General features: G+C 60.5%; 13 protein-coding genes. 7 read left to right on the forward strand and 6 right to left on the reverse strand.

The annotated features are described in order from the left end of the window. Positions 1-222: 222 nt before the first annotated feature. Complete coding sequence (locus AKG12_RS03775; RefSeq protein ID WP_052818340.1) at positions 223-2487, reverse strand: OmpA family protein; 2265 nt, start codon at positions 2485-2487, stop codon at positions 223-225. A gap of 340 nt (positions 2488-2827) precedes the next feature. Between AKG12_RS03775 and AKG12_RS03780 the strand changes: the two genes are divergently transcribed. The 5 genes from AKG12_RS03780 to AKG12_RS03800 all read left to right on the forward strand — a co-directional run bounded on the left by AKG12_RS03780 (position 2828) and on the right by AKG12_RS03800 (position 6687). Further along, positions 2828-3601: an ABC transporter substrate-binding protein gene (locus AKG12_RS03780; RefSeq protein WP_046798209.1), complete on the forward strand. Its 774-nt coding sequence runs from the start codon at positions 2828-2830 to the stop codon at positions 3599-3601. 112 nt (positions 3602-3713) lie between these two features. Then, positions 3714-4517, forward strand: a complete 804-nt coding sequence (locus AKG12_RS03785; RefSeq protein WP_046798208.1) for an ABC transporter permease — start codon at positions 3714-3716, stop codon at positions 4515-4517. Beyond that, positions 4514-5344 carry an ABC transporter permease gene (locus AKG12_RS03790; RefSeq protein ID WP_052817925.1) on the forward strand — a complete coding sequence of 277 codons (831 nt, stop codon included), beginning with the start codon at positions 4514-4516 and terminating at the stop codon, positions 5342-5344. The genes AKG12_RS03785 and AKG12_RS03790 overlap by 4 nt, the downstream gene beginning before the upstream one ends. Before the next feature lie 168 nt (positions 5345-5512). Then, the gene (locus tag AKG12_RS03795) at positions 5513-5779 is read left to right on the forward strand and encodes an usg protein (protein ID WP_035224318.1); all 267 of its coding nucleotides are present in this window, start codon (positions 5513-5515) and stop codon (positions 5777-5779) included. An 83-nt stretch (positions 5780-5862) separates the two neighbouring features. Next, on the forward strand, positions 5863-6687 hold the full coding sequence (locus AKG12_RS03800; protein WP_052817926.1) for a class I SAM-dependent methyltransferase: 825 nt from the start codon (positions 5863-5865) through the stop codon (positions 6685-6687). 221 nt (positions 6688-6908) lie between these two features. On the opposite strand, the gene AKG12_RS03805 is transcribed toward AKG12_RS03800, so the two are convergent. From AKG12_RS03805 to AKG12_RS03815, 3 genes are all read right to left on the reverse strand, one after another. Next, positions 6909-7397, reverse strand: coding sequence for an Lrp/AsnC family transcriptional regulator (locus tag AKG12_RS03805; protein WP_003507846.1), 489 nt, complete (start codon positions 7395-7397; stop codon positions 6909-6911). A gap of 70 nt (positions 7398-7467) precedes the next feature. Then, positions 7468-8121 carry a uracil-DNA glycosylase family protein gene (locus AKG12_RS03810; RefSeq protein ID WP_197283297.1) on the reverse strand — a complete coding sequence of 218 codons (654 nt, stop codon included), beginning with the start codon at positions 8119-8121 and terminating at the stop codon, positions 7468-7470. Continuing rightward, positions 8114-8707, reverse strand: coding sequence for a thermonuclease family protein (locus tag AKG12_RS03815; RefSeq protein WP_052817927.1), 594 nt, complete (start codon positions 8705-8707; stop codon positions 8114-8116). Before AKG12_RS03815 ends, AKG12_RS03810 begins: the two co-directional genes overlap by 8 nt. A gap of 107 nt (positions 8708-8814) precedes the next feature. Between AKG12_RS03815 and pdhS2 the strand changes: the two genes are divergently transcribed. Further along, entirely contained in the window at positions 8815-10350 is a 1536-nt protein-coding gene (gene pdhS2, locus AKG12_RS03820) for a two-component system sensor histidine kinase PdhS2 (RefSeq protein WP_046798204.1), read from the forward strand. Between the two features lie 18 nt (positions 10351-10368). Here pdhS2 and AKG12_RS03825 read toward each other — a convergent pair whose 3' ends face one another. Continuing rightward, positions 10369-10773 carry a diacylglycerol kinase gene (locus AKG12_RS03825; RefSeq protein WP_052817928.1) on the reverse strand — a complete coding sequence of 135 codons (405 nt, stop codon included), beginning with the start codon at positions 10771-10773 and terminating at the stop codon, positions 10369-10371. A gap of 8 nt (positions 10774-10781) precedes the next feature. Then, positions 10782-11816 (reverse strand): nicotinate-nucleotide--dimethylbenzimidazole phosphoribosyltransferase, encoded by a 1035-nt coding sequence (gene cobT / locus AKG12_RS03830; RefSeq protein ID WP_052817929.1) that lies wholly within the window; start codon positions 11814-11816, stop codon positions 10782-10784. Between the two features lie 152 nt (positions 11817-11968). Between cobT and AKG12_RS03835 the strand changes: the two genes are divergently transcribed. Next, a complete protein-coding gene (locus tag AKG12_RS03835) occupies positions 11969-12754 on the forward strand; it encodes an adenosylcobinamide-GDP ribazoletransferase (RefSeq protein ID WP_052818342.1) in 786 nt (261 codons plus the stop codon). Positions 12755-12768: the final 14 nt, after the last annotated feature.

Here is a 12768-nt window from a genome sequence, read left to right on the forward strand (position 1 = left end):
TGCGAAAACTCATCACGATCCTCAACGCTATCGCTCGATCAGACCCTGCTTTCCAGCAATAACTCCACGGTTGCTTGTCCCGAGGATCCACGTTGCGACAACAGGAATGGATCCTCGCCTCAAGGGCGAGGATGACGGTGCGAAAGTAGCAAGCTCGAAACCAACAAAAAAGGCCCGGAAAGCTTGCGCTCTCCGGGCCTTCGTTTTTCTGCAGGAACCCGATCAGTTCTGGGCGACCGGCTTCACCAGCGGCGTCACGCGGCGGATGGTGACGCGGCGGTTCTGCTGTTCCGGCCCGAGCGTCTGGACCTTCAGGTAACGCTCGCCATAACCCTGCGTCGCGAGGTTTTCCGGCGGAATGCCGTAGACATCGGTCAGCACGTTGGCAACGGAAGCGGCGCGCTCGTCGGAAAGAACGAGGTTGCTTTCATCGGAGCCGACGGCATCGGTATGGCCTTCGATCAGGAAGGTTTCCGCCGGGTTCTTTTCCAGCGCCTTGTTGATCGCATCGGCCACCTTGCGCAGTGAGCGAGCCTGCGCCATCGGAATGTCGGCGCTGCCGGTGGCAAAGGTAATCGTATCGAGGTCGATACGGCGCACCTTGTCGCGGATACGGGCCGAATAGCGCACTTCATCCAGCGAATAGACACGCTCCACGGGTTCGACCGGCGGCTGCTCGAGGAAGCGGTAATAATCGCGGTCCGGATCGCTCGACGTGTCGATGATGTAGTCACGAACGGGAATACGCAGGCGCATCGGCGGCAGGTCGAGGCCCGGATCACGATAGACATAATCGCGGTCTGGATCGTCCATCAGCTCGGGCGCATAGAACAGCACATATTCCCGGCCGCGATCATCGATGCGCGAGCGCTGGATCACGTCGCCATAACGATTGCGGATCGTCACCACCTGCGTACCATCACGGCGCTCGACGGTTTCGCGGACACGACCGCCCTGCAGACGCTCGTAATAGGGCTCGCCGCCATCACGGATGAAGCGCTGGTTGTCATCGCCGCGCACGACGACACGATCGCCGAATTGCAGGATGATCGGCGCATCGCGATCACGGTCACGCGGGCGGCCCTCACGTGGCTGCCACTCGCGCACGCCTTCCGGCCGCTCATATTGCGGACGGCGGTCGATGCGCTCACCCTGCTGGGAGGTGATCGCCTCCATTTTCACGGGCGGCGGCGGGGTCTTGCCTTCAGCGGCACCGGCGCGCTGCGCCTCGGCGTCCGAGGTAGGCACCTTCACCTCACCGGCCTGTTCACGCTCGCGGCGGCGTTGCTCTCGGGCCTGATTGTTGCCGGAGCGCTCCACTTCCTTATCGCTGTCGAGAACGGCCGCACCCTTGTCGACCGGCAGGATGACGGTGTCGGCGGTCTTGGACGGGTCCTTGGCAACCGCCTTGGCCTTGTCCAATTCTTCCTTCGTCATCGGCGGTGCTTCCGTCTGCGGAACAGCAACCTGGTTGGGAACGGGCTCACCGGCAGGCGCCTGTCCGGTCGTGGCGCCGCTTGGCGGCGGGGGCGTCGGGGTGCCCGGCACCGGCGCTGCAGGCTCGGTTTTGCCCTGACCTTCGGCCGGTTTTTCGGAAGGCTGCTGGCCGGGTGCGGGGTTGGGCTGCGCCTCCGGCGCCGGCGGACGTGCAGGTGTCGGCGCTTCCGTCGGAACAGGCGCTTCCTTCGCGGCAGGTTCTGGAGCGTCAGGTTTTTTCTCCGGAACAGCCTTTTCGGCCGGTTCGGATTTCTGTTCCGGAGCCTTTTCTTCTACCTGCGGCTTTTTCTCACGCGGTTTGGCTGGCTGCTCGGCATTGTCAGGACGTGCGGCAGGCTGCTCAGCGGCAGGCTCTTTCGCGCGCTCCTTGCGCGGACGTTGCTCGCCCTCACCCGCAGGCTGTTCCGCGCGCTCAGGTTTACGTGGGCGCTCCTTCGGCTGCTGTTCGGCAGGCGCTGCCTCAGGTGCAGCTTCAGGAGCGGCCTCCGGGCGCTGGCGTGCGGGGCGCTGCTCGCCTTCCCCTTGAGGCTCCTGTGCCCGCTCCGGTTTGCGTGGGCGTTCCTGCGGCTGTTCGGCAGGCGCCGGCTCAGGGCGGGCTTCGCGCTGCTGCGGCTCACGCTGAGGTTCCGGCTGTGCTTCACGCTTGGGTTCGGGCTTGGGTTCCGGCTGCGCTTCACGTTGCGGCTCGGGGCGCGGTTCGGCGGGTGCTGCTTCGGGCTTCGGCTCAGGGGCCTGCTTCGGCGGCTCGGCCTGCGGCTGCGCTTCTTCGGCCTGCTGGCGCTGTTTGCGCAGAAGCTCTTCCGGGTTCTGCTCTTCGGCGAGCTGGCCTTCCGGTTGCGCCTGCGCCAGAATAAGCGGGCTCTGCAACTTGGGCATCTGCGTCTGCGTCCGCGCGGCTCCGGCAAAACCGGCAGCAGCGGGCTCCACCGCAATCGCCAGCGACATGAGGGGGAAAACCACCCCCGTCAGCAATCTGTTCTTCTTCAGCATCGGTGCTTCCTCATCTGCCATTATTGGTCGCTTGTGTCGCGACATCTTGAACCGGCTGCGCATGCAGGCGCTGGTCAACGCCTTGCACACGCTTCGGTTCCCATGATGGACAAAGCCTTGTGTACCGGAAATGAACAGATCAAGGCGTTTTCGTGAAAGCTCTGCGGCGCAATCGAGGTGACTAATATTGCAGTTGCATTTTTTGACCAACCGGATGAATAATTGCCCCGGCGCTGAAGGCCACGGAAAACAAAAAACATTCCGTCGCGCCTTGCGCTTATGGCGTCCGCACTGAAAACAACAACAGACTGCGGATGAACGACCAAAAGAGAGGATCGAAATGCCTATTTCCACCCGTCTGCTCGCAGCCGCATCGATTGCCGCCATCTCGCTGTTTTCAGGCGCAGCCCTTGCGCAGGACAAGATCGTCATCGGCACCGAAGGCGCCTATCCGCCCTTCAACAATCTTGAAGCCGACGGCACGCTGACCGGCTTCGACATCGACATCGCCAAGGCGATGTGCGAACAAATGAAGGCTGAGTGCACCTTCGTCACCAATGACTGGGACGGCATCATTCCAGCCCTTCAGGCCAAGAAGTTCGACGCCATCATCGCGTCCATGTCGATCACGCCCGAGCGTCTCGAGAAGGTCGACTTCTCCAAGAAATATTACAACACCCCGCCGGCCATCGCCGTGCCGAAGGATTCGCCGATCAAGTCCCTCGACGACCTGAAGGGCAAGTCGCTCGGCGCACAGGGTTCCACCACCCACTCCAACTACGCCGAAAAGCACTTCCCGGATGCCGACGTGAAGATGTATCCGACCGCCGATGAATATAAGCTCGATATCGCCAATGGCCGTATCGACGCCGTCATCGACGATATCGTCGTGCTTTCGGAATGGCTGAAGACGGATGCCGGCGCCTGCTGCAAGATCCTGACGCCGCTCAAGGTCGATGTCGAGATCAACGGCAATGGCGCGGGCGTTGCGGTGCGCAAGGGTGACACGGCGCTCGCCGATAAATTCACGGCTGCCATCGCCGGTATCCGCGCCAGCGGCAAGTACCAGGAGATCAATAAAAAATACTTCGATTTCGACGTTTACGGCGAGTAAGCCTGCTCGATCTGTTGAAATCTGGTGGCGGAAGGCTTGCCCTTCCGCCATTTTTGTTTGAAAACGTCACCATAACAATCACGGCGGCTTAAGACCGCGGGGGAAAACTGGCATGAGCGGAGCATTTTCCGCCATAGGTGCGTTCTGGACCTATGTCTCGACACTTCTCGACCCCTTCTGCGGTCCGGTCGGTCTCTTCTCGCTTTTCGGAAACGGCACCCTTGTTGCGTGTGGTGATGCAGGCTGGGGCGATGAAATCGCCTTCGGCGTCAAGGTCACCATCTCGCTGGCGCTTGCGACGTTGCCCGTCGGCCTGCTGATCGGCTTCCTCATTGCGCTTGCGGCGCAATCGGAGGAGAAGTCGCTGCGGCTGGCGACCGGCATCTACACAACCATCTTCCGTGGCCTGCCGGAACTGCTGACGCTCTTCATCGTCTATTACGGCATTCAGATGCTGCTGCAATCAGCAGCGGGTTATGTCGGCATCACCGGCCCCGTCGAGATCAACGCCTTCGTGGCCGGCATGGTCGCGCTATCGGTCGTGTTCTCATCCTATGCCTCCGAAGTGCTGCTCTCCGCCTTCAAGGCCATTCCCAGGGGCCAATATGAGGCGGGCCATGCGCTTGGCCTGTCACGCGGCCGCACCATGGTGCTCATCATCATTCCGCAACTGGTCAGGATCGCCCTGCCCGGCATGACCAACCTCTGGGTCATCCTGCTCAAAGACACGTCCTACGTCTCGATCATCGGGCTTGCCGATATCATCCGTCAGACCGGCATCGCCGCACGTGTCAGCAAGGAAGCATTCTTCTTCTACGGCATCGCCTGCCTGCTCTACCTCATTCTCGCACTTCTCTCCTCCATCGGGATCGGCTTCATCGATCGCTGGTCACGCAAGTCGGAGGCACGCCGATGAGCCATATCCAGGAACTCATTCCGCCGCGCCCGGCGCCAGCCATAGCCGACAAGCCGCTCAACATATCGCGCATCGTCGGCATCGCCGTCATCACGCTCTGGCTGCTGCTCGCCGCCGGCTTGATCTTCGCGATGATCGAAGGGTGGGACTGGGCGAAATTCGAACGTTACGGGCCGCGCTATATTGACGGCCTCATCACCACCATCACGCTGGTCGGCAGTTCGATCATTCTCGGCGCAATCCTCTCGGTGCCGATCGCCTTTGCGCGTATGTCGAAAAACCGCGTCCTCGGCGCGCTGGCCTATGCCTATGTCTACGTCTTCCGCAGCACGCCGCTTCTGGCCCAGCTTTTCCTGATCTATTACGGCCTCGGCAGCTTCCGCCCGCAATTGGAGACGGTCGGGCTGTGGTGGTTCTTCCGGGAAGCCTGGTATTGCGGCCTCCTGTCGCTGACCCTCAATACCGCCGCCTATCAGGCCGAAATCCTGCGCGGCGCAATCCGCAGCGTACCGCTCGGCCAGCATGAGGGCGCCGCCTCGCTCGGCATTTCGAAATTCATCACCTTCCGCAAGATCATCCTGCCGCAGGCACTCATCGTCGCGCTGCGTCCTTACGGAAACGAGATCATCCTGATGATTAAAGGCTCGGCAGTCGTCTCCATCGTCACGGTTTTCGACCTGATGGGACAGACCCGCTACGCCTTTTCCCGCACCTTCGATTATCAGGCTTATCTTTGGGCGGCGATCTTCTACCTGACAATCGTCGAGACGCTGAGACATGTCTGGGCCTGGCTGGAAGCCCGCCTGACGCGCCACCTCAAGCGTTAGGCCGAAGCTTGGCAGCACTCGTCAACTGAGGCTGCCAACATTTTGAAAAATATAACTATTTTGTGACAACTTATGGCTTTGGCAAGGTTGGATTAACCCTGTCGTGTTCCCATGTCAGATACAGCGGCAACGCTGTGATCGGCAATCATGGAAACGGGAACCGCCGTCATGAACAAGGACATGGAAATGATGCTGAGAGGCTACGGCCTCACCACCGCCCAGATATTTTACCGCATGCCGGACCATCCGCTGGTTCTGCAGACCTATGTCTGGCAGGACTACGATCTCGCCCCGGATTTCCCCGAAATGCACGGTTTCCTCAAATTCTGGCAGGAAAAGCTCGACGGACCGTTACACTCCGTCCGCTACGTGCACCGGCAGGTAATCTCGGCGCAGGAATGGCGTGCGCTTAAAGGGGAGTTCATCCTCCACTGAAAACTGTTCCCACATAAACGTTGCGCCAACCACCGTTGCGGCTTACAGCAAACGTCAACCGAAGACGTTATGGATACCGCACGATGACGAAAAACCAGAAAATCGACGAAGAGGCGCTTGCCGAGGCCTATAACCGCGCACTGACGCTTGAAAAAGCCGGCGATGTGGACGCGGCGGTAAAAGCCTATCAGGACGTTCTGGCGATCGACCCGGAAGATCACGGCGGTGCCGCCGTGCGTATCGCCGCCATGGGCCGGGGCGAAACGCCGCCGAAAGCGCCCGACGCCTACGTCGAAACCCTGTTCGATCAGCACGCCGAGGCCTTCGAGGATATTCTTGTCGAACAGCTTGGCTACGCCGTGCCGATGATGGTGCGCCAGCGGCTGCAGACGCTGAACCTCGGCCCATTCAAGCGGCTGCTCGATCTCGGCTGCGGCACCGGCCTCACCGGCGAAGCGCTGCGTGACATGGCTGATGACATTACCGGCATCGACATTTCCGAAAACATGGTCGAAATCGCCCATGAGAAGGACCTCTACGAGACGCTTTACGTCGCCGAAGCCGAGGATTTCCTTGAGGATAATGACGACGAACCCTTCGATATCATCACCGCAACCGACGTTCTGCCCTATCTCGGCGCGCTGGAGCCGCTGTTTTTCGGCGCCGCCGAAAACCTCAATGCCGGCGGCCTGCTGATCTTCTCCTCGGAAACCCTGGACGAAGAGACCTTGGCCGGACGCCCCTATATGGTCGGCCCGCACCACCGTTTCGCCCATGCGGAAAACTATGTCCGTGAAAGACTGGCGGCAACCGGTTTCGATATCCTCGAAGTCACCGATATCAACGTCCGCATGCAGGACGGCAACCCGACACCGGGCCATCTGGTGATTGCCAAGCTCAAGGGCTGATAACTCGGCATTTCGGCATATTTCTTCTCCCCGGCGGGGAGAAGAAACAAGTGGCGTCCGCTCGCTCCAATGCGATGAACTCTGCCTTGCTGAATCAATATCTCATCAAGATCACCCAGACCGTTGAAGAGATTCGACTTTCCGTCGCAACAACCGGCAAATAAAAAAGCCCTCCCCGGCAACCGGAAAGGGCATTGCTCAAAAACCGGATGAGCGGCGCGTCACTCCTCGCCGGATTTCGGATTATCCAGCAGCATGTAATCGAGCGGCAGTTCCGTCGTATATTTGATCTGCTCCATCGCAAAAGCAGACGACACATCGCGAATTTCGATCTTGGCAATCATCCGCTTGTAGAAGGCGTCATAGGCAGCAATGTCAGGCACAACGACGCGCAGGAGATAATCGACATCGCCGCTCATGCGGTAAAATTCGACGACCTCCGGAAATTCGGAAACCACCTCCGAGAAACGCTTCAGCCATTCGATGGAATGGGAGGCGGTGCGGATGGAGACGAAAACCGTGACCTTGGTGTTGACCTTGACCGGATCAAGCAGCGCCACGCGCCGGCGGATAACGCCGTCCTCCTCCATCTTCTGGATACGCCGCCAACAGGGCGTCGTGGAAAGTCCGACCTTTTTCGCCAGATCAGCGACGGCCAGCGTGGAATCCTCTTGCAGAATGCGCAAAATCTTACGGTCAAGGCGATCCAATGCGTCTATCCTCCTGAATTAATTTCCTTTCAATACACTAATTTTCGCAGAAAAACAGAAAATTGTTTCACTAAAGTCGCATTTCCACATGTTGCCGCAGAACCGGAAGCAGCTCTTGCGTGAACCATGGGTTCTTTTTCAGCCAGCCGGTATTGCGCCAGCTGGGGTGCGGCAGAGGTAAAGTGCCGGGGCCGGAATTGGCATGCAGGTAGCCGCGCCAGTCCTTGACGGTCTCGGTCATGGTTTTGCGCCGCCTCTCACCCAGGTGAAAAGCCTGCGCATATTGGCCGACGGCAAGGATCAGCTCCACCTGCGGCATCGCCGCCATCACCCGCTCACGCCATGCAGGCGCACATTCACGCCGTGGCGGCAGGTCGCTGCCCTTGTCATCGTAGCCCGGAAAACAGAAGCCCATGGGCACGATGGTGAATCGGTCGGGATCATAAAAGGTCTCGCGGTCGACATTCAGCCATTGCCGAAGCCTGTCACCGGAAGCGTCGTTAAAGGGCAGTCCCGTCTCATGCACACGCAGCCCCGGCGCCTGCCCCGCAATCAGGATACGGGCCTTCTTCGACATGACAACCACCGGCCGCGGTTCATGCGGCAGGCGATCGGCCATGCCCCTGACAGGCGCGTCACGACAGATGCGGCAGCGGCCAATCTCACCGCGCAACTCATCCAGCCCATCATCAAACCTCGGCATGGATTGATCCATCTCAGCCATGCGACCATCCCAGAAGATGGCGGATGACGGTCAGGAACCCCGCCGCCGGTGTCTCGATATCCGCTGCGCGGTGCTCACGCCGCCATTCGGAGGGCTTTTCGAATTCTCCCGCCCAGATGCCTCGCGCTTCCCGACGCGCCGCCGCCTGTTCGCCTGAAAACTGGAAATACCCGGAGGCAACGGCAAAACCCGCCGATACCATTTCCGCCGAGACATCCCTGCCGCCGGCGGCGCAATAAACGAGCAGCCGCCCGTAACGGTCCCTCGAACTGCCGGAACAGGAAAAATTCTGCGCCACGACCAGCCGTTGCAGCACACGGCGCGCCTCCTCCCCGCAGGGCCAGGTTTCGGCGCCGCGCCGGCATGTCTGCGACAGTTCTGGCGCATCGATACCGAGCAGGCGAAACCGTTCTTCACCCTTTGAAAGCGTATCGCCGTCGATCACGAAGAAACGGCCGCTATAGGTCTCGCTGTTGATCTGGTCGAGCTTGGCGGCGATGAGGATGCCGAGAAAAACCGCGGCAAGAAACAGCCCGCCGTCGCGGAACGCCGAAAAACCCCTGCGCCTGCCTCCGTTTCGTCCCATGTAACAACAAACCCTTGTCAGAAATGGCAAACAAATCCTTTCACGGCAGCATCTTCTTAAGATTTTGCACGTAGTCTGCAAGGGTTCATGTCACCTGCGTTGTAACAATGAGTAAAAGCGTCAGCACGTCCACCGACAAGATCATCGTCGACCGCTCGAAAAAACACCGCAACAAGGCGGTTTTCGACACGGTGAAGACGACGCGTGAACGCCTGCAGCAGGGTGCCGGCGGAACCGAAGCCTATGAACGCGAAATGCTGACCATGCACATCGCCGAGACCCTTCAGGGCGCGATGTTCATGCCGCTTTTCATCGTGCTCGCCTCCGTCATCGGTCTTTATATCACCCGCGACATCGGGCTGATCATCTGGTCGCTGATTGCGCTCAGCTTCCACGCCATGGCTCTGGTGCTGGCCAAGAGAGCAGCGAAGCAGGAGATCACGCCCGAAAATCTCCAGCACTGGAAAAACCTGTTCCTCGGCATGCAGATCCTCATCGGCTGCGCATGGGCTATGTTCGCGCTGGCAGAACCGGCGCGCAACGACCCGACGCTTGTTCTCTTCTTCAAGGGCGCAACGCTGCTGATCGCGCTTTCGCTGACCGCCATGGCCAATTTCATGCTGCGGCGGGCGACCTTCATGACCTTCCTGCCGGTGATGGCGGCGCTGTGCGTCACCTCGGCCATCTCGCGTGATCCATTCGATGTCGGCCTTGCGCTGATGTTCGGCATGGCGATCCTCTTCTGTCATCGCATCACCAGCCGGCTCTACCAGACCAGCGTCAAGCTCCTCTCCTCCCAGACGGAAAAGGACGACCTGATCGCCGAACTCGAAGTCGCCAACTCGGTTTCGGATGAGGCGCGACGCCGCGCCGAAGAGGCTAATCTGGCCAAATCGCGCTTTCTCGCCTCCATGTCGCATGAGCTGCGCACCCCGCTTAACGCCATTCTCGGCTTTTCCGAGGTCATGGCGTCAGAAGTGCTCGGCCCGCTCAACAACCCGCTCTACAAGGAATATTCCGGCGATATCCATCGCTCCGGCCAGCACCTGCTCGATCTCATCAACGAAATCCTCGACCTGTCGCGCATCGAGGCCGGTCGCTATGATCTCAATGAGGAATCCATCTCGATGCTGGAAATAGCCGAGGATTGCATCGGCATGATCCAGCTGCGGGCCCGCGCCAAGACGATCAGGATTTCGCAGCAGTTCGAAAGCAGCCTGCCGCAGGTCTGGGCCGATGAAAAATCGATCCGCCAGGTTATTCTCAACCTTCTCTCCAATGCCGTGAAATTCACGCCGCAGGGCGGCGAAATCCTCGTGAAGGCCGGTTGGACGGCGGGCGGCGGACAATATGTGTCTATCAAGGACAATGGGCCGGGTATTCCCGAAGATGAAATCCCCGTGGTGCTGTCGGCCTTCGGTCAGGGATCGATCGCCATCAAGAGCGCCGAACAGGGAACCGGGCTTGGCCTGCCCATCGTTCAGGCCATTCTTGCCAAACATGACGGCCAGTTCATCCTGAAATCGAAGCTGCGCGAAGGCACAGAGGGCATCGCCATCCTGCCGGCAAAACGCGTGCTGCAGAGCCTGCCGGCCGTGGAGGAAACCCACGCCATCCAGCCGCGCCGACGGTCCTTCGCCTGATCCCGGTTTCCCAGCCGCTTAGAAGAACAACGTCGTCACCAGCGAATAAAGCACGAAAAATCCGTTCGCCATCAAAAGGCAGAAGACGGCGAAGGAACCGAGATCCTTGGCATGTCGCCCGACCGAGGAAATTTCCGGCGAGATGCGGTCCACCAGTTCCTCGATCGCAGTATTGAGCGCCTCGACCGCAAACAGCAGCAACATCAGCACAGTAAAGACGAGAAGATGCGCAAATGGCGCACCGACGATGAGAAGCAGGCCAAGCCCGATGCCGAAGGCCAGAACCTCATGCCGGAAGGCCGCCTCCTGCCACAGCCGACCCAGCCCCTGCACGGAATAGCGGGCAGCGGCAAAAAGATGCCGCCAGCCCTTTTCCTTCCGGAATGCCGGTTCAGCTTGCTTCTTTTGCGGCGTCGCGTCCATCTTTGACCTCAATGATCGGTACGGGGGCTGGTGCGGGTGTCCACACCCGCCGCTTCGAAAGTCGCCATGCCGGAATGGCAGGCGGCGGCAGCCTTGACGATGCCGGCGGCAAGTGCCGCACCCGTGCCTTCGCCCAGCCGCATGCCAAGCGCCAGAAGCGGCGTCTTGCCAAGCTTTTCGACGGCGGCCAGATGGCCGGGCTCACCCGAGACATGGCCGATCAGGCAGTGATCGAGCGCCGAAGAATTGGCCGCCTTTAGGAGAGCGGCAGCCGCTGTTGCCACATAACCATCGATCAACACGGGAATACGCTGCACGCGCGCGGCGAGAATGGCACCGGCAATTGCCGCAATCTCGCGTCCGCCGAGACGGCGCATGATTTCCAGCGGATCGGACAGATGGTCCTTGTGGAACTCGACAGCGGCCTTCACCGCCGCGATCTTGCGGGCCATGACCTCGCCTTCCGAACCGGTGCCCGGGCCGGTCCATTCTTCCGCGGTGCCGCCATAGAGCGCCAGATTGATCGCCGCTGCAATCGTGGTGTTGCCGATGCCCATTTCACCGACGCAGAGAAGATCGGTGCCGCCGGCAATCGCCTCCATGCCGAAGGCCATGGTGGCGGCGCAGTCGCGCTCCGAAAGGGCCGGCTCGCAGGTGATGTCGCCGGTCGGATAATCAAGCGCCAGATCGAAAATCTTCAGGCCGAGATCATTAGCGACGCAGATCTGGTTGATTGCCGCGCCACCGGCTGCAAAATTTTCCACCATCTGCTGGGTTACGGATGTCGGATAGGGCGTGACGCCGTGGCGGGTGACACCATGATTGCCGGCGAAAATCGCCACCAGCGGACGGGTGACGGCGGGCGAACGGCCGGACCATGCAGCCAGCCACATGGCGATTTCTTCGAGGCGGCCAAGCGAACCGGCAGGCTTGGTCAGCTGCGCATTGCGCTCCTTGGCAGCCACGAGCGCATGCGTATCCGGGCCGGGAAGCTCACGCAACAGCGCGCGAAAATCATCGAAGGGCAATCCGCTCATGCTCATGGTGTCGGTCTCTTTCGTAGCCGGGTTGGCTGTCGCATCGGCTCATGCGTCCGGAACTTGTGTTTTCCGGCAAATCGGTCTTTGTTGCGCCTCTCATAATCGCGGATGCGCCGCGGAACAACCGGAAATGCAAGTGCAGCAACGGAGAGAGCATGAAGGCCCGGGATTTCATAACAGATGTCATGCATTCCGTTGCCTTTCTCAGCCGCCTGCCGGTTCCTTCGCGGTTTTTTGAAAATGCCGATGGCGTGTCGATGCGCCGCACCGCCCGCGCCTTTCCCGCCGCTGGCCTGCTGATCGCCCTGCCCGCGGCTTTTCTGGTGGTGACTTTCGCCGCCTTCGATGCCTCGCCGCAGCTCACGGGCTGGCTCGCCATCGCCCTCACGGCGCTTCTGACAGGAGCACTGCACGAAGACGGGCTGGCCGACATGGCCGATGGTTTCGGCGCAGGCAAGGACAAGGCGCGCACGCTTGAGATCATGAAGGACAGCCGCATCGGCAGCTATGGCACCATCGCCATGGTACTGTCCTTCGCGCTGCGTGCCACGGCGCTCGCATCGCTGATCGAGACACTTCCCGCAAAAACTGCCGCCGCCGGCCTGATCGCCGCACTTGTCCTGAGCCGCGCCCTGATGGTGTGGCACTGCCAGGCCCTGCCCGCCGCCAAAACCTCCGGCATCGCCGCCGGCGCCGGCCAACCCGGAGACAGCGAGCGCAATATTGCGCTAGCGATCGGGCTGCTGGTCTTCATTCTCTTCACGCTGCACGCTTTGCCCATTCTGTCGATTGCACTTGTGCTCGCTGCAGCCATTCTGGCGACGGTGCTGTTCGGCCGTCTGTGCGACAGGAAGATCGGCGGCCACACCGGCGATACGATCGGCGCCTGCCAGCAGATCACGGAGATCGTTACTCTCGTCGCCCTTGCCCTAGCGGCGTAACGGCCTGATATAGA

This window comes from Agrobacterium sp. SUL3, assembly GCF_001263295.1.
In the GTDB taxonomy this organism is placed as follows: domain Bacteria; phylum Pseudomonadota; class Alphaproteobacteria; order Rhizobiales; family Rhizobiaceae; genus Agrobacterium; species Agrobacterium tomkonis.